The sequence below is a fragment of the Micromonospora sp. BL1 genome (genome assembly GCF_003667485.1).
Classification (GTDB): Bacteria; Actinomycetota; Actinomycetes; order Mycobacteriales; family Micromonosporaceae; genus Micromonospora; species Micromonospora tulbaghiae.
Map to the genome: position 1 here is coordinate 1 of NZ_RCVK01000257.1, position 21,843 is coordinate 21,843.

Here is a 21,843-nt window from a genome sequence, read left to right on the forward strand (position 1 = left end):
CGTCGTCAGGTGTGTATAAGAGACAGGTACCCAGTTTTACCGTGGGGGCGGGTGGGCTACTATTTGTCGGCACGCCTCGGGGTGTGGCGCAGCTTGGTAGCGCGCTTCGTTCGGGACGAAGAGGTCGTCGGTTCGAATCCGGCCACCCCGACCAGAGGTAAGAGGGCACATCCGAGATCGGATGTGCCCTCTGCGTTTCCCCGGCCCCGCTCACCGTCGCAGTAGGATCCCGCCATGCCACGGCCGGTCGTCTTCGACCTCTTCCACACCCTGGTCCACGGCGCCGACGACGAGAGGGACCGCGTGGTGGGCGAGATGGCGCTCATGGTCGGGGTCGATCCGGCGGCGCTCGTCGACGCGTACCACGCGACCTGGCGGGACCGGCTCGTCCGGTGGAACGCGGAGGAGACCGTCCGCATCCTCGCCGGGCGCCTCGGCGGCTCGCCGACCGATGAGCAGGTGACCCGCGCCGCCGCGCACCGGCTGACCCTCGCCCACCGGGTGCTGGGTCGCGTCTCGCCCGCCACGCTGGACGTGCTCGACGCGCTGCGGGAGCGCGGGCACCGGCTGGCCCTGATCAGCAACGCCACCTCCGAGACGGCCGAGGCGTGGGCGGGCGGGCCGCTCGCCCGGCGCTTCGACGTCGCGGTCTTCTCCTGTGCGGTCGGGCTGGCCAAGCCGGACCCGGCGATCTACCGTGCGGCCGCGCAGCGGCTGGGCGTCACGCCGGCCGACTGCGTGTACGTGGGCGACGGCGCGGACGGTGAGCTGGCCGGCGCGGCGGCGGTCGGCATGACGGTGCTCCGGACGACCGAACACCAGGACACCGATCCGGGCTGGATCGGAATCGTGATCGGGAACCTCCGCGAGGTGCTCGCCCACGTGGAGCAACCGGCCTCGATCGAATAGATCGACAGGACTGCCCGGAGCCACCCCGCCACGCGCGGTCAACTCTGCCCCCTGGCAAAGTATGCGCATGCCGCCGACGATCCGATCCCGCCTGACCGATTGGACCACCGTCGCGCCCCTGGTCGCTGTGCTCGTGCTCGTGATGACCTGGGGACGGGAGTTACCCGGCCCGCTCATCTTCGTGGTGGCGGCCCTGCTCGCGGTGGCCGTACTGGCAGCGGTGCACCACGCCGAGGTGGTCGCGCACAAGGTCGGCGAACCGTACGGGTCACTCGTGCTCGCGGTGGCGGTCACCGTGATCGAAGTCGGTCTGATCGTCACGCTGATGATCAGCGGTGGCGACAAGACGCAGGCGCTGGCCCGGGACACGGTCTTCGCCGCCGTCATGATCACCTGCAACGGCATCCTCGGCCTGTCGCTGCTGCTCGGCGCACTGCGCCGGCAGGTGGCGGTGTTCAATCCGGAGGGCACCGGCGGGGCGCTCGCCACGGTGGCCACGCTCGCCACGCTCAGCATGGTGGTGCCGACGTTCACCACGAGCCGGCCGGGGCCGGAGTTCTCCCCCGCGCAGCTCGCCTTCGCGGCCGTCGCCTCGCTGGCGCTCTACCTGCTGTTCGTCATGGTGCAGACCGGCCGGCACCGCGACTACTTCCTCCCGGTCACGCAGGAGGGCAGCATCCTCGCCGAGGACAAGAACGGTGACGGGCACGCCGAGCCGCCGTCCACGCGTACCGCGCTGGCCAGCCTGGCCCTGCTCGTGGTGGCGCTCGTCGCGGTGGTGGGCGACGCGAAGACGATCTCCCCGGCGATCGAGACGGCGGTCGGCGCCGCCAACCTGCCGCAGGCCTTCGTCGGTGTGGTCATCGCGCTGCTGGTGCTGCTGCCGGAGACGCTCGCCGCCGCTCGGGCGGCACGGCGGGACCGCGTGCAGATCAGCCTCAATCTCGCGCTCGGCTCGGCGATGGCCAGCATCGGCCTGACCATCCCGGCCATCGCGATCGCCTCGATCTGGCTGGACGGGCCGCTGGTGCTGGGCCTGGGCGGCACCCAGATGACGCTGCTGGCGCTGACCGCGGTGACGGCTGTGCTCACCGTGGTGCCGGGCCGGGCGACTGTGCTCCAGGGCGGCGTGCACCTGGTGCTGCTCGCCGCGTTCGTCTTCCTGGCCGCCAGCCCCTGAGCAGGCACGCCCGCAGCCGGCCCGTAGGCCGCCGGACAACGAAGACCCGTCAGTCGTGCATCTCCGTCCGCGCCACCTCGGCGAACGCGGCGGTCAGGTACTCGGCGAACGGGCGCCCGGTGACCGCCAGCAGGTCGGCCACCAGCAGCGGCGCGTGCCGGGCGATCGCCGCCGGATCGGGCGGGTTCTCGTCGTCGCCCGGGTCGTAGACGCCGAGCGCGCCGGCCAGCAGCACCAGCAGCACGTGCGGGTCGACGTCGGGCCACCAGGGCGCCGCCGACCGCACGCACCGTTCCAGCACCTGCCGTACGTCGTCGCCGTCCAGCCCGTCCGGGTGCCCCTCCTCCAGCAGCAGCCGGACCACGCCGCCGAGCACCAGCCCGGCCCGGTCGGCGGCGGCCAGCCGCTCGACGGCCGGGGCGTACGCCTCGGCGTCGCGCTCACGCGCGGCGGTCACCGCGTCGGTGGCCGTCTCGGCGATCTCGCGGGCCGGTGCGGGCAGGTGCCGCCAGGTCGTCGTCACCGGATCAGCATGGCAGAGCACGTGTGATCGCTCACCTTCCGGCCCGGCAACCGCGTGTGTAAGGGGTAAACGGGTCGCGGTCGTCGTACCCGCCGAACAGAATCCCAGCATGCTGCGCCGCGCCCTGCCCGCCCGTCCCGAAGCCCGCCGGATCCTCCTGGGCACGCTGTTCTCCGCCGTCGGGCGCGGCCTCACCCTGCCGTTCCTGTTCATCTACCTCACCGACGTGCGCGGTCTGACCGACACCCGGGCCGGGCTGGTGATCGGCTGGTTCGGCGCGGTCACGCTGGCTCTCTCGCCGCTGGCCGGCACGTTCATCGACCGGTTCGGCGCGCGCCGGGTGGTGTTGCCCTGCCTGGTGATCGAGGCGATCGGCACCGGCTCGCTGGCGCTGGTCGACTCGACGGCCTCGGCGTTCGGCGTGATGACGCTCGTCGCCGTCGGCAGTTCGGCGATCTGGGCCGGGCAGAACACGATCCTCGCGTCGCTGACCGGCGACGGCGAGCGGCAGCGCGTCTTCGGGCTCAACTTCGCGCTGCTCAATCTCGGTATCGGCACCGGCGGCCTGATCTCCGGCGCGGTGGTCGACGTGGCCCGTCCGATCACCTTCGAGGTGATCTACCTGCTGGACGCGGTGAGCTACCTGACGCCCGCCCTGATCCTGCTGAGCCTGCCGCACGTCGGGCGCCGGCCGGCCGTGGCCACGGGCGCGAAGGCCGATGGCCGGAGCACCGGCGGCTACCTCACGGTGCTGCGGGACCGGCCGTTCCGCCGCCTGGTCGTCTTCGGCCTGGTGCTCACCACCTGCGGGTACGCGCAGATCGAGGTGGGCTTCGCGGCGTACTCGGTGCGGGTGGTCGAGGTGACGCCCCGGGTGGTGGCGTGGGCGCTGGCCGCGAACACCGTGATGATCGTGCTCTCGCAGCTGCTGGTGATCCGGCGGCTGGAGGGGCGCAGCCGTACCCGTGCACTCGCCACCGTGGGCGCGGTCTTCGCCGGCGCCTGGCTGGTGCTCGGCGCGGCCGGCGTGGTGGGCAGCGGCAACGCGGTGCTCGCGGCGCTCGGCGTGGTGGCCTGCTCGGCGATCTTCGGGTTCGGCGAGACGATGCTGTCGCCGGTCATGCCCGCCCTGACCAACGCGCTCGCCACCGACGAGCTGCGCGGCCGGTACAACGCGATGAGCTCGATGATCTTCGGGATCAGCGGGGTGGTCGGCCCGGTCACCGCCGGTCCGCTGATCGCCGCGGCGAACGGCCGGGTGTGGGTCGCCGTCGTGGTGGGCGGCTGCCTGGCCGCCTCGGTGCTCGCGCTGTCGCTGCGTCCGCTGCTCACCGCCGCGCAGGACGGCCGTCCGACGGCGGCCGCGACGCCGGAGCCCGAGCCCGCGCGGGCGACCTGACACGAAGCCTGCGGCCTGCGGCGAAGCGTGCAGCCGGACACGAACGGGCCCCGGAGCGTCGCTCCGGGGCCCGTTCGGTGGTGCGGTCGGCCGTCAGCCGGCGGCGACCTCGGTGGTCGTGCGGATCCGGTCCAGCGCCGGCGGGGAGACCGGCGACTTCTCGGTCAGGTACGCGGTGAAGGCGTCCAGGTCGATCTGGCCGGTCACCGCGTTGGTGCCACCGGTCAGGACGCTGAAGCCGTCGCCGCCACCGGCGAGGAAGTTGTTCACGGTGACCCGGTAGGTGGCGGTGTCGGTCACCGGGGTGCCGTTGATGGTGAGGCTGCCCCGGACCACCCGGGTGCCGGCGCACGGCGTGCCGGCCGGTGCGGTGGTGCCGTTGACGTCCACGACGTAGTTGACCGTCGAGGACGCGTAGAGCACGCGCGCCACTGTGAACTGCTGCTCCAGCATGCAGTAGAGCTGCGCACCGGTCAGGTCCAGCGTCACCAGGTTGTTGGCGAACGGCTGCACGGTGAACGCCTCGGCGTAGGTGACCGGGCCGGCGTCGAGGTCGGCGCGGACGCCACCGGGGTTCATGAACGCGGCGACCGCGTTCTGCTCGGTGTCCGTCGCGGCGAGCTGCGCGTCGGCGATCACGTTGCCCAGCGGCGACTCACCGGTCTGGTACGTCGGCTTGCCGTTGACGTCGACCCCGGTCTGGTACAGGTTCTCCTGGGTCTTGGTGATCGCGGCGGTGGTCTCGCCGACCACGCGGTCGGCCACCGGGCCGAGCGCGGTCTTGTACCGGTTGATCAGGTCGGTCGAGGGCTGGTCCGGCTTCACGTCCCGGGTGACCACCACGTTGTTCGCGGACGCGCTCACCACGTCGCGGGTACGCGGGTCGATCTTCAGGTCGATCTGGGTGACCAGGCGACCGAACGAGCTGGCGCTGGTGACCAGCTTGCCGTTGATGTTGCAGTTGTACGCGGCGTGGGTGTGCCCGCTGACGATCACGTCGATGGACGGGTCCATCCGGTTGGCGATGTCGACGATCGGGCCGCTGAACCCGGTGCAGTCGTTGATGCCGCCGCCGTTCTGCACGCCGCCCTCGTGCAGCAGCACGACGATGCTCTTGACTCCGAGCAGGCGCAGGATCTTGGCGTACTTGTTGGCGGTGTCGGCCTCGTCGGTGAACCGCAGGCCGGCGACGCCCTGCTGGCTGACGATGTTCGGGGTGCCCTCCAGGGTCATCCCGATGAAGCCGATCGGGACGCCCTTGACGATCTTGATGCCGAACGGCTGCATCAGCGGCAGGCCGGTGGAGGTCTTGAAGGCGTTCGCCGAGAGGTAGGTGAACTTGGCGCCACCGAACGGGGTGCCGTCGGCGCAGCCGTCCACCGGGTGGCAGCCGCCGCGCTGCATGCGCAGCAGCTCGGCCGCGCCCTCGTCGAACTCGTGGTTGCCGACGCTCGCGAACTCCAGCCCGGCGAGGTTCATCCCCTCGATGGTGGGCTCGTCGTGGAACGCGGCGGAGAGCAGCGGCGAGGCGCCGATCAGGTCGCCGGCGGCGACAGTGACCGTGCCCTTGCCCTGCTGCTTCGCGGCGGCGCGCATCGACTTCAGGTGGCTGGCCAGGTATTCCGCACCACCGGCGGGCTGGCCGTCGATGCTGCCGCTGGAACCGGTCGGCGGCTCCAGGTTGCCGTGGAAGTCGTTGATCGCGAGCAACTGGACGTCGACCGGCTTCGGGCGGGCCTCGGCCTGGTCGGGGGTGACGGCGACCGCGGTGAACGCGGTCGCGGCGAGTGCGGCCAGGCCGACGGCGGCCCGGCGTCGCATCCCGGTGACGGACATGGAACTCCTCGTGAGGTGCCGGTATGTGGCGTCCGGGCGATGGTTCGCCCGGCGACCCTGATCCGTGCCGTGACAGGTGTCGATCGCGGAGGGCGGTACTCGGGGGAACGCCGCCCCGCCGGGGTAGCTTCTCATCCACCGGCCGCCAGGTCGAACGGGGCGGCATCAGGAATCGTCGTTGCCTCGGGCGGCCCGTACCGGTCTGCCGGACGAGTCGGACATGACGGTCAGGTGAAATTCCGCGCGGCGCACGCTGTCGATGCCGTCCGTCGTCGAAGGCGCCGGCTCCCAGGGACAGGGAGCCGGCGCCGACGCTCATGTCACGCGGAATTCCTTGCGCTGGCAACCGTCCTTGCCGGAATCACCTCCTGCCGGACACCCATCGCGGACCGAACGGTCGTTCATGTCCGCCGGCCCGGCATTTCGAGCAAACTGTCCGAACTCGACTGACGCTCCGGAGGGCCGGTCGGAGGTCCGCTGTGGGCGGTGCCGACGAGCCTGCGCAACGCCGGCCGCGTCCACCGACCGGCGACCCCCGGGCGGCCCGCCAGGTAGCCGACGGTCCGCGCGGCGTCCCAGCCGTGCGCCTCGCGCAGCCCGCGCGCCAGCATCCCGAGATAGACCGGGGCGGGCCGGGTCCACCGCACCTCCACCGCCCGGTGCGGCGCGGTGAACGTGAGCATCGGCAGACCCTCGTGGACGCCGACGCGCAGCAGCGTCTCGTAGCGGCCCGGCCCGAGCCTCGCCCGCCCGGTCTCGACCGCCGCGCGGATCCCGGCCAGGTCGGCGCCGGGCGGCCGGTACATCTCCTGCGCCGCGATGTCAGCGAACTGCTCGACCGTCACCAGGTAGCCGCGCGCCGCCGCCAGTCCGGGCAGCAGCGGGTCGTAGAACGCCATGCCGCCGGTCCAGGCCCGCGACTCCCCGGCGAAGTAGACGCCGCCGTCGATCAGCACCGGAACCGTCCGGCGCGGTGGCCGGCGGTCCCGGCAGCCGGGGTACGTGCGCAGCCCGCCGGGTGGACACCCGCCACGCAGGTACCAGTCGAGCCGTGCGGCGTGCATATTCGAGCCGTACGCGACGTACCAGAGCATCGGCGGCGCGGCTCAGAACCAGCAGGTGCGACCGGCGGCGTGACTGACCTGGACGGTGTGCGTCACACAGCCGCCGTCGGCGACGCGGTGCAGCAGAAAGGCGGTCGGCTCGGCGACGAAACCCGGCTCCTCCTCGTCGGTCATGGTCAGGCTCACCTGGATCCAGGTGCTCGGCGCGGTGGTCAGCACCGTACCGGCGAAAGCGCTCGTCACCTGGCGGTGCAGGTGACCCGCGGCGACGCGTACGACATGGGGGTGACGGCCGACCACGGCGGCGAGCGCGTCGGCGTCGTCGAGACCCATCGCGTCCATGCCCGGCACGCCCACCGCGACCGGCGGATGGTGCAGGCACACGACGGCGGGCGCGTCGGTACGCCCGCCGAGCACCCCGTCGAGCCAGGCGAGCTGCTCGTCGCCGAGCCGCCCGCCGGGGCTGCCCGGGGTGAGCGAGTCGAGCACCACGAGCGTCGCGTCCGGCAGGTCGACGTGGTAGTGCGCCGAGAAGCCACCGGCCAGGTAGGGGGTGCCGCCGAACGTGTCGAGCAGCGACTCGCGGTCGTCGTGGTTGCCGGTGACCAGGTGCACCGGCAGCGGGAACGCGCCGACGATCTCGCGCAGGGCGAGGTATTCGTCCGGCCGGCCGTTGGCGGTGAGGTCGCCGGTGATCACCACGCAGTCGGGCCGGGGACGCAGCGCGAGCACCGTGCCGAGCGCCCGGTGCAATCCGGACGCCGGGTCGGCCGCGAGCGGGCCGGTGGTCACGTGCGGGTCGCTGAGCTGGGCGATGAGCATCGGCCGCCTCCTCGGGTGCCCGGGCCTTCACGCTATCGCCGCGCGGCCTCCCCGCGCAGGCCCGATCCTGCCCACAGGCTGCGTCCACAGCCTGTGGATAGCACATGTGTACGAAGGTCGGCGGCGGCTGCGCTGAGTACCCTTGATCGCGACCCGACCCCCTCCGAGCAGGAACGACGTGGATCACGAGCGAGTCCTCCGCGACGTCACGGTGCGCCTTCCCACGGCGTCCACCGTCCCGGAGGCGTGCCAGTGGACCGTCGCCGCGCTCGCGCGGCACACCCCGGCGACCGCCACCGTCCTGCTCCGCGTCCACGACCGTCTGCGCTGCGTCGCCGCGACCGGCGCCTGGCAGGTGTTCTCGCACGTGCCGGCCACCGCCGACGGCGCCCCGCCGGGCCGTCACCGGCCCGAACCCTCGGTGGTGCGGCGGGTCTACGCCTCCGGGATCACCGCCGCCGTGCCCGACGTCAGCGCCGACCCCGACTACCTGGAGGTCCGCCCGGACGTCACCGCCGAACTCTGTGTGCCGGTACGCGACCCGGACGGCCGTCCGATCGGGGTGCTCGACCTGCAGTGGAGCGAGCCGGTCGTGCTCGCGGCGTGGCGGGAGACCGCCGAACTGGTGGCCGACCGCCTCGGCGGCCGGATCGCCGCGCTCGGCGGACCGCCGGCCGAGAGCCGCAGCGAGAAGCTGCTCCGGCACGCCGCCGCCTTCACCTCCGCGCCGACCGACTGGGATCTGATGACCGCCGCGCTCGCCGCGGCCCGGGACGTGTCGGCGCTCGCCGCCGCCGTGCTGGTGCTCACCGGCCGGCACGGCCCGCGCCTCGGCGCGCCCACCGGCACCCCGGGTGACCTGGAGGCGCGGATCCGGGCCGAGCTGGACGCGGCCGGACCGGCCGGGCTCGACCGCATGATCGACCGGGCCCACCGGTACGGCTCGGCGTACACGCTGGGCGAGGCCGGCCACCCGCCCACCGACGAGTACCTGCCGCTGACCCGGGCCGGCGCGCGCACGCTGGTGGCGGTGCCGGTCGGCACACCGGCCTCCGGTGGCGTGCTGCTCGTCGCCGACGAGCAGCGCCTGCGCCCCGATCCGACCACCGTCAACCTGATCGAGCTGCTCGCCGGGCAGGCGTGGACCTGCCTGGACCGGCTGCGGACGCTCGCCCGGCTCCGCGAGCAGGCCAGCTCGGACCCGCTCACCGGGCTGCGGCACACCGGCCCCTTCGGGCAGCGGATCGCCACCGCCACGCCGGGGCGTACCGCGCTGCTCGCGATCGACGTGGACGGGTTCAAGGACGTCAACGACACGTACGGCCACCAGGCAGGCGACCGGCTGCTGGTGGGTCTGGCCCGGGCCCTCGAAGGCGCGTTGCGTCAGGGCGACGAGCTGTACCGCACCGGTGGCGACGAGTTCGTGGCGGTGATCGAGGTGAGCCGCCCGGAGGAGGCGGTCCGGATCGCCGAACGGCTCACCGAGGCGGCCCGCCGTACCGGCCGGACGATCAGCGTCGGCGTCGCCCTGCCGAGACCCGGCGAGTCCCCCGAACGCACCCTGCACCGAGCCGACCAGGCCCTGTACGCGGTCAAGCGCCACGGCCGAGACGGAGTCCACCTCTCCGCCGCCTGACCGCCCCCGCTCCCGTCACCCCTCTCCCCCGCGATCTTGCACTTTAGGCCCTGGCAAATGCCGCATACGCCCCCCAAGCAGGGCCGAAAGTGCAAGATCAACGCCGGACGGGGCGACAGGGGAGGGCGGCGGGAGGAGGGCCGCGTTATGGGCGGGTCAGGTCCTTGGCCAGGAGTTCGGCGATCTGGGCCGTGTTGAGGGCTGCGCCCTTGCGGAGGTTGTCGCCGGTCACGAAGAGGTCCAGGGCGCGGGGGTCGTCGACCGCTCGCCGGATGCGGCCCACCCAGGACGGGTCGGTGCCGACCGCGTCGATCGGCATCGGGAACTCCCCGGCCGCCGGGTCGTCGACCAGGATCACGCCCGGGGCGTTGCGCAGCGCCTCGCGGGCGCCCTCGGCGTCCACCTCGGTGGCGAAGACCGCGTGCACGGCGACCGAGTGACCGGTCACCACCGGCACCCGTACGCAGGTGGCGGACACCTTGAGGTCGGGCAGCCCGAGGATCTTGCGCGACTCGTTGCGCAGCTTCATCTCCTCGGAGGACCAGCCGCCGTCGGCGAGCGAGCCCGCCCACGGTACGACGTTGAGCGCCAGCGGCGCCGGGAACGGACCCAGCTCGTCGCCGACGGCCTGTCGCACGTCACCGGCGCGGGACCCGAGCACCCGATCGCCGGCGATCTTGCCGAGCTGGAGGTGCAGCGCGTCCACGCCGGCCTGCCCCGCCCCGGAGACCGCCTGGTACGACGCGAGCACCAGCTCGCGCAGGCCGTACTCGCGGTGCAGCGGCGCGACCGCCACGATCATCGCCAGCGTGGTGCAGTTGGCGTTGGCGATGATCCCCTTGGGCCGGTTACGTACCTGCTCGGGGTTGATCTCGGGGACGACGAGCGGCACGTCGCGGTCCATCCGGAACGCGCCGGAGTTGTCCACCACCACCGCGCCGCGCGCGGCGGCGACCGGGGCCCACTGCGCGGAGACGTCGTCCGGCACGTCGAACATCGCCACGTCGACGCCGTCGAGCGCCTCGGCGGTGAGCGCCTGGACGGTCAGCTCCTCGCCCCGGCACTGCACGCGCCGGCCCGCCGACCGCTCGGAGGCGAGCAGCCGGATCTCGCCCCACACGTTGCGCCGGGAGGAGAGGATCTGGCACATCACCGTACCGACGGCACCTGTCGCCCCGACCACGGCGAGGGTGGGCAGCGACGGCATGGCGCGTTACCGCCCGGTGCCGGCGTAGACGACGGCTTCGGTGTCACCACCCAGCTCGAAGGCGTCGTGGATGGCCCGGACCGCCTTGTCGAGGTCGGTGTCGCGGCAGACCACGGAGACCCGGATCTCCGACGTCGAGATCATCTCGATGTTCACGCCGGCCGCGCCGAGGGCGGCGAAGAAGCCGGCGGCCACGCCCGGGTGCGAGCGCATGCCCGCGCCGATCAGCGAGACCTTGCCGACGTGGTCGTCGTACAGCAGGCCCTTGAACTTGACCGACTCCTGGATCTTGCTGAGCGCGGTCATCGCGGTCGGGCCGTCGGCCTTGGGCAGCGTGAACGAGATGTCCGTGCGGCCGGTGCCCTCGGTGGACACGTTCTGCACGATCATGTCGATGTTGATCTCCGCGCCGGCCACGGTGTCGAAGATCGCCGCGGCGGCACCCGGCTCGTCGGGCACGCCCACGATCGTGATCTTCGCTTCGCTGCGGTCGTGGGCGACCCCGGTGATCAGTGCCTGTTCCACAGGAAGGTCCTCCATCGATCCGGTGACCATCGTGCCGGTGTTGGTCGAGTATGACGAACGGACGTGGATCGGCAAGCCCGCGCGCCGCGCGTACTCGACGCTGCGCAGGTGCAGCACCTTCGCGCCGCAGGCGGCCAGCTCCAGCATCTCCTCGTAGGTGATCTGCTTGATGTGCCGGGCGTTCGGCACGATGCGCGGGTCGGCGGTGAAGATGCCGTCCACGTCGGTGTAGATCTCGCAGACGTCCGCCTCCAGCGCGGCGGCGAGCGCCACGGCTGTGGTGTCCGAGCCGCCCCGCCCGAGCGTGGTCACGTCCTTGGTGTCCTGCGAGACGCCCTGGAAGCCGGCCACGATGACCACCGCGCCCTCGTCCAGCGCGCCCTTGAGCCGCCCCGGGGTCACGTCGATGATCCGGGCCCGGCCGTGCACCGAAGTGGTGATCACGCCGGCCTGGGAACCGGTGAACGAGCGGGCCTCGTACCCCAGGTTGTGGATGGCCATGGCGAGCAGCGCCATGGAGATCCGCTCCCCGGCGGTGAGCAGCATGTCCAGCTCACGGCCCGGCGGCAGCGGGCTGACCTGGTTGGCCAGGTCGAGCAGCTCGTCGGTGGTGTCGCCCATGGCGGACACCACCACCACCACGTCGTCGCCGGCCTTGCGCGCGGCCACGATGCGCTCGGCCACCCGCTTGATCCGCTCGGCGTTGGCGACGGAGGACCCGCCGTACTTCTGCACCACGAGTGCCACGACGGTGCACTCCCTCCCAGCGACGACCCTGAGCGTGCCGACGCCGCCGGGTCTCTCGGTCCGGCGGCGCGTGTCAGACCGCCTCAGCCTATCGGGCGGGCCGCGACGCCGGGCCGGGTGATCCCACCATCCGGCCCCGGCGTGGGGCGGCTCACCAGCCCGGGAGGACGCGACACGCCAAGCGGTACAGCCGTACGGTGGGATGACCGGGACCGTGTCGACGACGCAGAATGAGCCGGTGCACGCTCATCGACGTGCGGCCCGCCTGACCGGCGTGGTCGCGCTCACCCTGCCGGTACTGCTGGCCGCCTGCGACGGCGGCACTCCCGAGGCGGCGCCCACCGGCACCGCCGACCCGGTCCCGGTGCAGGTCGACGCCGCCCGCGAGGAACTGGCCGGGCTGGCCGCCGCGGCGCAGGACCGGCACCTCACCGCCACGTACGCGTTCGCGCCCGCCGAGGGCTCCCCCCGCACGGTGTCCTTCACCAGCGCCAACGACGGCAGCTGGCGGGTCGACGTGCCCGGATGGGGGCACGCCGGCACCGTGGACGTCTCGCTCGCCGGCACCTCCGACGGGCTGTTCCAGTGCGCGCTGCCGTCGGCCGGCTGGGCCCAGGCGGCGACCTGCGTGCGCCTCGGCGACGCCGACGACGCGGTGCCGCGCCGGCTCGACCCCCGGGTGCAGCACCCGTTCACCGACTGGCTGGAGGTGCTGACCGACCGGCGCGCGCCGCTCGCGGTCTCCCCCGCCGAGCCGCTGCCCGGCGCCGACGGCCCGTGCTACACGGTCGACAGCACCTCGGCGTCGCTGAACGCGCCGCTGGACGTGGGCATCTACTGCTTCCGGGAGGACGGCACACCGGCGGCGGTAAAGGCCGGATTCGGCACCCTGACGCTGACCGGCGAGCCCGGCGCCGCGCCGGGCACCGTCGAGCTGGCCGGCGCGGTGACCGACGGCGAACCGGTCAGCCGGGACGCCCCGAGCCCGGGAGCGCCGTAGCCGATCCGGTGACTCCGATCCCATAGTCCGGACCAGCCTTCCCACCGCACGTCCCACCACGTAGGGTGACCTTGTCATGTGGCGCGCGTACCTTCTCCTTGGCTGCCGCGACGAGGCCTGACCGGCCGGCACCTCGTCGCGGAGTAGAAACGCGCCGTCCAGCACATCCGATCTTCTTCTCGGCACCGCCGCGCACCGTCGCCCGGCATCTCGCCGACACCTTTCCGATCTGCTGACGCCACATGTTCCAGGGAGCACTCCGAGATGGCTCAACCTGTCACCGAGACCGATCCGTTCGCCAGCCAGCGCCCCAGCCGGATGCCGGTCCACCGCTACGTTCCGTACGACCGTGAGTTCGGCGTCGACCTGCCGGACCGCGCCTGGCCGACCCGCCGCGTCGAGGCCGCGCCCCGCTGGTGCGCAGTCGACCTCCGCGACGGCAACCAGGCCCTGATCGACCCGATGTCGCCCGAGCGCAAGCGCCGGATGTTCCAGCTCCTGGTGCAGATGGGCTACAAGGAGATCGAGGTCGGCTTCCCGTCGGCGAGCCAGACCGACTACGACTTCGTACGGCAGCTGATCGAGCAGGACCTGATTCCCGAGGACGTCACCATCCAGGTGCTGACCCAGTGCCGGGAGCACCTGATCGAGCGGACCTTCGAGTCGCTGCGCGGCGCCCGCCGGGCCATCGTGCACTTCTACAACTCCACCTCGACGCTGCAGCGCCGGGTGGTCTTCGGCCTGGACCGCGACGGCATCACCGACATCGCCACGCAGGGCGCGCGGCTGTGCCAGAAGTACGCGGAGATCCACACCCCGGACACCGACATCCACTACGAGTACTCGCCGGAGTCGTACACGGGCACCGAGCTGGAGTACGCGCTGGAGGTCTGCTCGGCGGTCATCGACGTGATCGACCCGACGCCGGACCGGAAGCTGATCATCAACCTGCCGGCCACCGTCGAGATGGCGATGCCGAACGTCTACGCCGACTCGATCGAGTGGATGCACCGGCGCCTGCCCCGGCGGGACAGCCTGGTGCTGAGCCTGCACCCGCACAACGACCGGGGCACCGGCGTGGCCGCCGCCGAGCTGGGCCTGCTGGCCGGCGCCGACCGGATCGAGGGCTGCCTGTTCGGCAACGGCGAGCGCACCGGCAACGTGGACCTGGTGACGCTGGGCCTGAACATGTTCTCCCAGGGCATCGACCCGATGATCGACTTCTCGAACATCGACGAGATCAAGCGCGCCGTCGAGTACTGCAACCAGCTGCCGGTGCACGAGCGCCACCCGTACGCGGGCGACCTGGTCTACACCGCGTTCTCCGGCTCGCACCAGGACGCGATCAACAAGGGCTTCGCCGCGCTGAACGCCGACGCGGCGGCGGTCGGGGTGCCGGTCGACGACTTCACCTGGGCCGTGCCCTACCTGCCGATCGACCCGAAGGACCTGGGCCGCACCTACGAGGCGGTCATCCGGGTCAACTCGCAGTCCGGCAAGGGCGGCGTCGCGTACATCATGAAGACCGAGCACCAGCTCGACCTGCCGCGCCGCCTCCAGATCGAGTTCTCCGGCGTGGTGCAGCAGGTCACCGACCACGACGGCGGCGAGGTCGAGCCGGGCGCCATGTGGGAGATCTTCGCCCGCAACTACCTGGTCGACCACCAGGTCGACCCGGCCGTCAAGCTGGCCGAGTACACCATCGGCACCGTCGACGGCAAGGTCGAGATCGACGCCCGCGTCGGCTTCGGCGGCGAGACCCGCGCGCTCACCGCCGTCGGCAACGGCCCGATCGACGCGTACGTCAACGCGTTGCAGTCCCTGGGCGTGGCGGTACGGGTGCTCGACTACCACGAGCACGCGCTGTCCTCCGGCGGGGACGCGCAGGCCGCCGCGTACGTGGAGTGCGAGGTGGACGGCCGCACGGTGTGGGGCGTCGGGGTGGACGCCAACATCGTCACCGCCTCGATCAAGGCGGTCACGAGCGCGGTGAACCGCACCCGCGCCTGATTCCGGCGACGCGGGGGTCCGGCCTCAGGCCGGACCCCCGCTCTGCTTCGGCGGGCGGTGGATCAGCACGGCGGCGAGCACCGCGCCGGCGAGCAGCAGCCCGGCGCACCACGCCAACGCCCCCCGGTACGCGTCGGCCAGTGCGCCCTTCTGCTCGTACCCGGTGCCGGAGAGCCCGACCAGCAGCGGCAGCGCGGCCACCGCGAGCAGGCCGCCGGCCCGGGAGGCGGCGTTGTTGAAGCCGCTCGCCACCCCGGCGAAGCGGTCCGAGACCGCGCCGAGCACCGACGTGGTCAGCGGCGCCACCACGAGCGTGAGCCCGGCGCCGAACAGCGTCACGCCCGGCAGCACGTCCACCCAGTACGACGCGCCCGGCCCGACCCGGCGCAACAGCAGCAGACCCGCCGCGGCGATCACCGGGCCGACGGTGAGCGGCAGCCGGGGGCCGATGCGGGCCGACAGCGCGCCCGCGCGCGGCGAGCCGACCAGCAGCAGCACCGTCATCGGCACCGTGGCCAGGCCGGTGAGCAGCGCCGACCAGCCGACCACGTTCTGCAGGTAGACGGCGAGGAAGAAGGTGAACCCGCCGAGCGCCGCGTACACCACCACCGTGAAGACGTTCAGCACGGAGAACAGCCGGCTGGAGAACAGCCCGGTGGGCAGCATCGCGGTGTCGCCGCGCCGCCGCTCGACCAGCACGAACACCACCACGGCGGCCACTCCGAGCACCGCCGTGACCAGCACCGCCGGGGAGTCCAGGCCGCGCGCCGGCGCGTCGATCAGCGCGTACGTGATCCCGCCGAGCGCGAGCGCGCCGAGCAGCGCACCGGCCACGTCGAACCGACGCCCCTCCCCGGTACGCGACGCCTCCTCGTCCCGGCTCTCCGGCACCCAGCGCAGCGCGGCGAGGACCACGCCGACGGCCAGCGGCAGGTTGACGAAGAAGATCCACCGCCAGGAGAGCGTGTCGATGAGCCAGCCGCCGAGCAGCGGACCGAGCGCTGTGGACACCCCGGACAGCCCGGACCAGGTGCCGATGGCCCGACCCCGGTCGTCCGGGTGGAAGCTGGCCTGGAGCACCGACAGCGAGCCGGGGGTGAGCAGCGCCCCGCCGGCGCCCTGGAGGAACCGGGCGGCGACGAGCCATCCGGTGTCCTGGGCCAGCCCGCAGAGCACCGACGCCACCGCGAACCAGACCACGCCGAGCAGGAAGACGCGCCGCCGCCCGAACCGGTCCCCGAGTGCGCCACCGAGCAGCACGAACGCGGCGAGCATGAGCAGGTAGCCGTTCACCGTCCACTGCAGACCGGCGACCGTGGCGTCCAGTTCGGCGCCGAGGCGCGGCAGCGCGACGTTGACGACCGTGCTGTCCAGGAACACCATGCCGGAGGCGAGGATCGTGGCGAGCAGCGTGCCGCGTCCGGCGGCGGAGCCGGTACGCAGCGCGGGAGCGGGTGCGGTCACGTCTCACCACTCTGCCCGCCGCCCACCGTCGACGCCACGAATCGCGGAAACCGCCGCCGGGTACTGTGCGGACTCGCCCGGAGCACGCAAGCTGGAGAGGTGTCGTCTGTGCGTACGAGATCAGGAGCCCGTGCCGGGCTGGCGGCCGCGCTGAGCGCGGTGCTCGCCCTCGGCGTGGCCGGCTGCGACGTGTCGGTCACCGAGCCGGAGGCGCCGCCGAGCGCCGCCGGGAACGTCAACAAGCAGCTCGGTGAGCTCACAGTGGCCACCGCCGGGTCGATGAAGGGCTACAGCCGCTCCCGTTTCCCGCACTGGCGCGGCACCGGCAAGAACTGCGACGTACGCGACAGCGTGCTGCAACGCGACGGCGAGGGCATCAAGCTGTCCGGCTGCAACGTGGTCGGCGGCCGGTGGGAGAGCGTCTACGACGGCGTGGTGCTCAACGATCCCTCGGACGTGGACATCGACCACACGGTGCCGCTGGCCGCCGCGTGGCGGTCGGGCGCGGACGAGTGGGACGACTCGAAGCGCGGCGACTTCGCCAACGACCTGACCCGGCCGCAGCTCATCGCGGTTTCGGCGCGGTCCAACCGGGCAAAGGGTGACCAGGATCCGTCCCAGTGGAAGCCGCCGAACCGGTCGTCCTGGTGTCAGTACGCGGCGGACTGGGTGACGGTCAAGCACTACTGGCGGCTGACTGTGACAAGTGCCGAGAAGGCCGCTCTCACCGACATGCTGGAGGGCTGCACATGGGCGAGCAAACCGTGACCGGGCCGGGCGCCACACCGGCCCCGGAGGCAGGCGGCGCACCGGCCCCGGAGTCCGCACCGGCCGGTCCGGCCTCGGCCGGGATGACGGCGGACGGCCGGCAGCCGGCGTCCGCCGACGTCGCCGGGGCGGGCATGACCGCCGACGCGGTGCCGGGTGCACCGGCCGGCGGCGCGCCGGGTGGACCGGCGGACCGGACCGCTGACATCACCGCCGGGCCGGGCGGGGTCATGACGGACGAGGTGGGCGTGGTGACCGGCGAGTTGACGTTGCGCACCGAGCACGCCGACGGCCGGGTGACGCTGCGGGTGCAGTACAAGGACGCCGACGAGTGGTACGCGGTCACCGGCGGTTCCGCGCCGCTGGCCGACCCGGCCGCGCTGGACGCCGTGCACACGATCGCGGTGGGTCTGCTCAACCGCCCCGAGGGCTGACCGACGAACGAGCGCGTCCCCACCCCGGGCCGGGGTGGGGACGCGCTTCGTCGTGTCAGACGTACGATCCGGGCTCGCTGGGCGCGGAGACCACGCCCGGCTCCTCGCCCTCGCCCTCCGGCCGGGTGATCTTCGCGGTCACCTCGTGCGGGCGCAGCTCACCGGCGGCGATCTGCTCGGCCCAGTGGCAGGCGACCCGGCTGGCGCCGATCTGGCGCAGCTCCGGTCGCTCGTCGGCGCAGCGGGTCGGCTGCGCCCACGGGCAGCGGGTGTGGAACCGGCAGCCCGACGGCGGGTTGGCGGGCGACGGCAGGTCGCCGGCGAGCAGGATGCGCTCGCGCCGGTCCTCGACGTCCGGGTCCGGCACCGGCACCGCCGACATCAGCGCCCGGGTGTACGGGTGCAGCGGCTCGGTGTAGAGCCGCTCGCTCGGCGCCTCCTCCACCAGCGCGCCCAGGTACATCACGCCGACGATGTCGGAGATGTGCCGCACCACGGCCAGGTCGTGCGCGATGACCAGGTAGGTCAGGCCGAGGCTGTCCTGGAGTTCGTCGAGCAGGTTCACCACCTGCGCCTGGATCGACACGTCCAGCGCGGAGACCGGCTCGTCGGCGACGATCAGCTCCGGGCCGAGGACCAGGGCGCGGGCGATGCCGATGCGCTGGCGCTGGCCGCCGGAGAACTCGTGCGGGTAGCGGGACAGCGCCCATTTCGGCAGGCCCACCGCGTCGAGCGTCTCGCCGATGATCCGCCGCCGGTCGTCCCGGTTCGCGCCGATGCCGTGGGTCTGGAGGCCCTCGGTCAGGATCGACTCGACGTTCTGCCGGGGGTCCAGGCTGGACATCGGGTCCTGGAAGATCATCTGCATCCGGCGGCGCATCGAGCGCAGCTTGCCGGCGGGCAGCGTGGTCAGCTCGACGCCGTCGAACGTCACCTCGCCGCCGGTCGGCGGGGTGAGCTGGAGCAGCGCCCGGCCGAGCGTGGACTTGCCGCAACCGGACTCGCCCACCAGCCCGTACGTCTTGCCGCGCGGGATGCTCAGGTCGACCCCGTCCACCGCCTTGACGTGCCCGACGGTCCGGTCGAAGATCACGCCCCGGCGGATCGGGAAGTGCACCTTCAGGTCGCGGACCTCGACGAGGATGTCGTCGTTGCTCATGGGGTCTCCTCCTCGCGCGGAGCCGGTCCGAAGCCGGGCACGGCGGGCGGGTCGGCCGGTTCGGCCTGGGCCGGCACGGCACCCGGTTCGGTGGTCGTCGGCGCGGTCGCCCGGGCGTCCGCCTCCGGGGTCAGGCCGGGGATCGGCACCGGATTGACGCAGCGGTAGCTGCGCGCGTCGTGGGTCAGCACCAGCTCCGGCGGTTCGCCCACGCACTCGTCGACCCGGCGGGCGCAGCGCGGGGCGAACGCGCAGCCGTCCGGCCAGGGCAGCACGTCGCGCACCGAGCCGGGGATGGGGTTCAGCCGTTCGCCACGGCCGGCGTCGAGGCGCGGCACCGAGGCGAGCAGACCCTCGGTGTACGGGTGCCGGGGCTGGCGGAACAGCGGACGGCGGGTGGCCGTCTCCACCACCCGGCCGGCGTAGAGCACGTTGACGGTGTCGCACATGCCGGCCACCACGCCGAGGTCGTGCGTGATCATCACCAGTGCGGTGCCGGAGTCCCGGACCAGGTCCTTCAGCAGTTCCAGGATCTGCGCCTGGATGGTGACGTCGAGCGCGGTGGTCGGCTCGTCGGCGATCAGCAGCCGGGGCTGGCAGGCGACAGCCATGGCGATCAGGGCCCGCTGCCGCATGCCGCCGGAGAGCTGGTGCGGGTACTCCTTGAGGCGCCGCCGAGGGTCCGGGATGCCCACCCGGTCGAGCAGGTCGGCCGCCTCCCTGGCGGCCGCCTCGCCCTTCATGCCCCGGTGCCGGGCCAGCACCTCGGTCACCTGGAGCCCGATCGGGATGACCGGGTTCAGCGAGGACAGCGGGTCCTGGAAGATCATCGCGACGTCCCGGCCGCGGATGTCGCGGCGGGCCCGGTCGTCGAGCTGGAGCAGGTCGGTGCCGTCGAAGACCGCCTTGCCGCCGACCCGCAGGCCCGGCTGCTTGGGCAGCAGGCCCATGATGGCCAGCGACGTGACGCTCTTGCCGCAGCCGGACTCGCCGACCAGGCCGACCACCTCACCGGCGTCGACCGAGAAGGACACCCCGTCCACCGCGTGCACGGTGCGCTGCCCACGACGGGCGAACGTGACGGAGAGGTCGTCCACTTCGAGCAGTGCCATGACTGACTGACCTACTTCCGCAGCTTCGGATCGAGGGCCTCGCGCATCGCCTCACCGAGCAGGGTGAACCCCAGCGCGGTGATGATGATGCCGAGCGCCGGATAGATCGCCAGGCCCGGCCGGATGCCCAGGTACGGCTGCGCGTCGGCGAGCATGACGCCCCACTCCGGGATGGCCGAGTCGGGGTTGCCGAGGCCGAGGAAGGACAGCGCGGCCGCCTCGATGATCGCGGTCGCCAGCGTCAGCGTGGCCTGCACGATGACCGGGGCGATCGAGTTCGGCACCACGTGGGTGAGGGCGATCTTGGACCGCTTCACGCCGAGCGACGTCGCGGCCAGCACGTAGTCGCTGTTGGCCTGCGCGATCATCGAGCCGCGCAGCAGCCGGGCGAAGATCGGCACCGACACCACACCGACGGCGATCATCACGGTGGTGAGGCTGGCGCCGAGCAGCGCCGCGATGCTCACCGCGAGCAGCAGGCTCGGCATGGCCAGCAGCATGTCGATGAAGCGCATCAGGGTGGTGTCGATCCAGCGGCCCCAGCGCCCGCCGAGGCCGGCCGCGGCACCGGCGACGCCGCCGATCAGCGCGCCGACCGCGAGACCGATCAGGGTGGAGACGACGCCGACGAGCAGCGTCTGCCGGGCGCCGACGATGAGTCGGCTGAACTCGTCCCGGCCCTGGTGGTCGAAGCCGAGCCAGTGGTCGGCGGAGATGCCCGGGATGATGCCCTGGCCGGACTTGACCAGGCCCTCGCGGATGCCGATGGAGTCCGTCGGGCTGTACGGGACGAGGAACGGCCCGATGACCGCGACCAGGACGAAGACCGCCAGGATGACCACGCCGATGACGGCCGCCGGGTTGCGCCGCAGCCGGCGGAACGCCTCCTTCCAGAGGCTCACCCCCTGCTCGTCGTCGCGGGCGGCCAGCTCGGCGAGCCGGTCGATCTTCTCGCGCTTCTTGCCAGTGGTGATGGTCATCGCACCCTCACCCTCGGGTCGATCACGCTGTAGGAGAGGTCGACCAGGAGATTCACCAGCACGTACACCACCGCAATGATCATGATGAAGCCCATCAGCACCGGGTAGTCGCGCTGACTGATCGACTCGGCGACGAACGCGCCGATGCCGCTGAACGCGAACACGGTCTCGGTCAGCACCGCGCCGGAGAGCAGGAGACCGGTCTGGAGACCGATCGAGGTGGCCACCGGCAGCATGGCGTTGCGCAGCACGTGCCGGCGGCGGACGGTCCGCTCGGTCAGGCCCTTGGCCTCGGCGGTGCGGACGAAGTCCTCGTTGAGCACCTCCAGCACGCTGGCCCGGGTGATCCGGACGATGATCGCGAGCGGGATGCTGGCGAGCGCGATGCCCGGCAGCACGAGGTGCCAGAGCGCGTCGGCGGCGGCGTCCCACTCGCGGGTCATGAGCCCGTCGAGGACGAAGAAGTTGGTGACCCGGGTCGCCCCGATGGTCGGGTCCTGCCGGCCGCTGGAGGGGAACCAGCCCAGGTTCTCCGCGAAGATCGCCTTGAGCACGTACGCCAGGAAGAAGACCGGGATGCAGATGCCGATGAGCGATCCGCCGACCGAGGCGTGGTCGAGGAACCGGCCGCGGCGGCGGGCGGCCAGGTAGCCGAGCGGGATGCCGATGCCGACCGCGAGGATCATGGCCATGACGGTCAGCTCGACGGTGCCGGGGAACCGCTCCACGAACTCCGTGGTGACGGCCCGCTTCGTACCGGTCGAGGTGCCCAGGTCGAGCCGGATCATCCGCCGCAGGAAGCGGGCGTACTGGACCAGGATCGGCTCGTCGAGGCCGAGGTTGCGCCGGATGGCGGCGCGCGTCTCGGGCGTGCCCCGTTCACCGAGGATCGCGGTCTCGGGCCCGCCGGGAAGTCGGTGGAGCCAGATGAACAGCAGGACGGAGAGCCCGAACAGCGTTGGTATCAGCTGTAGCAGGCGTCTGATGATGAACCGGAACACGGGCGCCTCGGAGGGTGTGCGGAGGGGTGCGGGCGGGCGCTGTGGTCACAGCGCCCGCCCGCGTACG

General features: G+C 72.5%; 19 protein-coding genes and 1 tRNA gene. 9 read left to right on the forward strand and 11 right to left on the reverse strand.

The features are described 5' to 3' along the window. Nucleotides 1-77: 77 nt before the first annotated feature. The 3 genes from EAD96_RS17715 (at nucleotide 78) to EAD96_RS17725 (ending at nucleotide 2,089) form a co-directional block, all read left to right on the forward strand. Nucleotides 78-154: transfer RNA gene (locus EAD96_RS17715), tRNA-Pro, on the forward strand. Nucleotides 155-234: 80 nt separating this feature from the next. Continuing rightward, nucleotides 235-909 carry an HAD family hydrolase gene (locus EAD96_RS17720; RefSeq protein WP_121685097.1) on the forward strand — a complete coding sequence of 225 codons (675 nt, stop codon included), beginning with the start codon at nucleotides 235-237 and terminating at the stop codon, nucleotides 907-909. A gap of 67 nt (nucleotides 910-976) precedes the next feature. Next, nucleotides 977-2,089 carry a calcium:proton antiporter gene (locus tag EAD96_RS17725; protein ID WP_120574097.1) on the forward strand — a complete coding sequence of 371 codons (1,113 nt, stop codon included), beginning with the start codon at nucleotides 977-979 and terminating at the stop codon, nucleotides 2,087-2,089. 49 nt (nucleotides 2,090-2,138) lie between these two features. Here EAD96_RS17725 and EAD96_RS17730 read toward each other — a convergent pair whose 3' ends face one another. Further along, nucleotides 2,139-2,612 (reverse strand): hypothetical protein, encoded by a 474-nt coding sequence (locus tag EAD96_RS17730; RefSeq protein ID WP_233585927.1) that lies wholly within the window; start codon nucleotides 2,610-2,612, stop codon nucleotides 2,139-2,141. 109 nt (nucleotides 2,613-2,721) lie between these two features. Here EAD96_RS17730 and EAD96_RS17735 point away from each other — a divergent pair, with 109 nt between their 5' ends. Then, nucleotides 2,722-4,011 (forward strand): MFS transporter, encoded by a 1,290-nt coding sequence (locus tag EAD96_RS17735; protein WP_120572742.1) that lies wholly within the window; start codon nucleotides 2,722-2,724, stop codon nucleotides 4,009-4,011. A gap of 93 nt (nucleotides 4,012-4,104) precedes the next feature. On the opposite strand, the gene EAD96_RS17740 is transcribed toward EAD96_RS17735, so the two are convergent. The 3 genes from EAD96_RS17740 to EAD96_RS17750 all read right to left on the reverse strand — a co-directional run bounded on the left by EAD96_RS17740 (nucleotide 4,105) and on the right by EAD96_RS17750 (nucleotide 7,733). Then, nucleotides 4,105-5,847 (reverse strand): bifunctional UDP-sugar hydrolase/5'-nucleotidase, encoded by a 1,743-nt coding sequence (locus tag EAD96_RS17740; protein WP_121685099.1) that lies wholly within the window; start codon nucleotides 5,845-5,847, stop codon nucleotides 4,105-4,107. 401 nt (nucleotides 5,848-6,248) lie between these two features. Beyond that, nucleotides 6,249-6,941: a histone deacetylase gene (locus EAD96_RS17745; protein ID WP_120572740.1), complete on the reverse strand. Its 693-nt coding sequence runs from the start codon at nucleotides 6,939-6,941 to the stop codon at nucleotides 6,249-6,251. 12 nt (nucleotides 6,942-6,953) lie between these two features. Next, nucleotides 6,954-7,733, reverse strand: a complete 780-nt coding sequence (locus EAD96_RS17750) for a phosphodiesterase (RefSeq protein ID WP_121685100.1) — start codon at nucleotides 7,731-7,733, stop codon at nucleotides 6,954-6,956. A 178-nt stretch (nucleotides 7,734-7,911) separates the two neighbouring features. On the opposite strand from EAD96_RS17750, the gene EAD96_RS17755 reads away from it, so the two are divergent. Continuing rightward, entirely contained in the window at nucleotides 7,912-9,369 is a 1,458-nt protein-coding gene (locus tag EAD96_RS17755) for a diguanylate cyclase (protein WP_121685101.1), read from the forward strand. Nucleotides 9,370-9,514: 145 nt separating this feature from the next. On the opposite strand, the gene EAD96_RS17760 is transcribed toward EAD96_RS17755, so the two are convergent. Together EAD96_RS17760 and EAD96_RS17765 are read right to left on the reverse strand one after the other, a co-directional pair. After that, nucleotides 9,515-10,576, reverse strand: a complete 1,062-nt coding sequence (locus EAD96_RS17760) for an aspartate-semialdehyde dehydrogenase (RefSeq protein ID WP_121685102.1) — start codon at nucleotides 10,574-10,576, stop codon at nucleotides 9,515-9,517. Nucleotides 10,577-10,582: 6 nt separating this feature from the next. After that, on the reverse strand, nucleotides 10,583-11,848 hold the full coding sequence (locus EAD96_RS17765) for an aspartate kinase (RefSeq protein ID WP_091330618.1): 1,266 nt from the start codon (nucleotides 11,846-11,848) through the stop codon (nucleotides 10,583-10,585). A gap of 274 nt (nucleotides 11,849-12,122) precedes the next feature. On the opposite strand from EAD96_RS17765, the gene EAD96_RS17770 reads away from it, so the two are divergent. Beyond that, nucleotides 12,123-12,848, forward strand: coding sequence for a hypothetical protein (locus tag EAD96_RS17770; RefSeq protein ID WP_120574096.1), 726 nt, complete (start codon nucleotides 12,123-12,125; stop codon nucleotides 12,846-12,848). A 264-nt stretch (nucleotides 12,849-13,112) separates the two neighbouring features. Beyond that, nucleotides 13,113-14,858, forward strand: a complete 1,746-nt coding sequence (leuA, locus tag EAD96_RS17775; protein WP_121685103.1) for a 2-isopropylmalate synthase — start codon at nucleotides 13,113-13,115, stop codon at nucleotides 14,856-14,858. A 24-nt stretch (nucleotides 14,859-14,882) separates the two neighbouring features. On the opposite strand, the gene EAD96_RS17780 is transcribed toward leuA, so the two are convergent. Beyond that, nucleotides 14,883-16,322 carry an MFS transporter gene (locus EAD96_RS17780; RefSeq protein WP_121685104.1) on the reverse strand — a complete coding sequence of 480 codons (1,440 nt, stop codon included), beginning with the start codon at nucleotides 16,320-16,322 and terminating at the stop codon, nucleotides 14,883-14,885. Nucleotides 16,323-16,430: 108 nt separating this feature from the next. Between EAD96_RS17780 and EAD96_RS17785 the strand changes: the two genes are divergently transcribed. Together EAD96_RS17785 and EAD96_RS17790 are read left to right on the forward strand one after the other, a co-directional pair. Further along, nucleotides 16,431-17,090: an HNH endonuclease family protein gene (locus EAD96_RS17785; protein ID WP_013474959.1), complete on the forward strand. Its 660-nt coding sequence runs from the start codon at nucleotides 16,431-16,433 to the stop codon at nucleotides 17,088-17,090. Then, on the forward strand, nucleotides 17,072-17,524 hold the full coding sequence (locus tag EAD96_RS17790) for a hypothetical protein (RefSeq protein ID WP_013474958.1): 453 nt from the start codon (nucleotides 17,072-17,074) through the stop codon (nucleotides 17,522-17,524). The genes EAD96_RS17785 and EAD96_RS17790 overlap by 19 nt, the downstream gene beginning before the upstream one ends. A gap of 55 nt (nucleotides 17,525-17,579) precedes the next feature. On the opposite strand, the gene EAD96_RS17795 is transcribed toward EAD96_RS17790, so the two are convergent. Genes EAD96_RS17795 through EAD96_RS17810 form a run of 4 tightly spaced genes read right to left on the reverse strand, consistent with a single transcriptional unit; the run spans nucleotide 17,580 to nucleotide 21,776 of the window. Beyond that, nucleotides 17,580-18,683 (reverse strand): ABC transporter ATP-binding protein, encoded by a 1,104-nt coding sequence (locus EAD96_RS17795; RefSeq protein ID WP_121685105.1) that lies wholly within the window; start codon nucleotides 18,681-18,683, stop codon nucleotides 17,580-17,582. Continuing rightward, nucleotides 18,680-19,795 carry an ABC transporter ATP-binding protein gene (locus tag EAD96_RS17800; protein WP_121685106.1) on the reverse strand — a complete coding sequence of 372 codons (1,116 nt, stop codon included), beginning with the start codon at nucleotides 19,793-19,795 and terminating at the stop codon, nucleotides 18,680-18,682. Before EAD96_RS17800 ends, EAD96_RS17795 begins: the two co-directional genes overlap by 4 nt. Before the next feature lie 11 nt (nucleotides 19,796-19,806). Further along, nucleotides 19,807-20,775 carry an ABC transporter permease gene (locus EAD96_RS17805; RefSeq protein WP_121685107.1) on the reverse strand — a complete coding sequence of 323 codons (969 nt, stop codon included), beginning with the start codon at nucleotides 20,773-20,775 and terminating at the stop codon, nucleotides 19,807-19,809. Then, the gene (locus EAD96_RS17810; RefSeq protein ID WP_013289048.1) at nucleotides 20,772-21,776 is read right to left on the reverse strand and encodes an ABC transporter permease; all 1,005 of its coding nucleotides are present in this window, start codon (nucleotides 21,774-21,776) and stop codon (nucleotides 20,772-20,774) included. Before EAD96_RS17810 ends, EAD96_RS17805 begins: the two co-directional genes overlap by 4 nt. Nucleotides 21,777-21,843 lie beyond the last annotated feature (67 nt).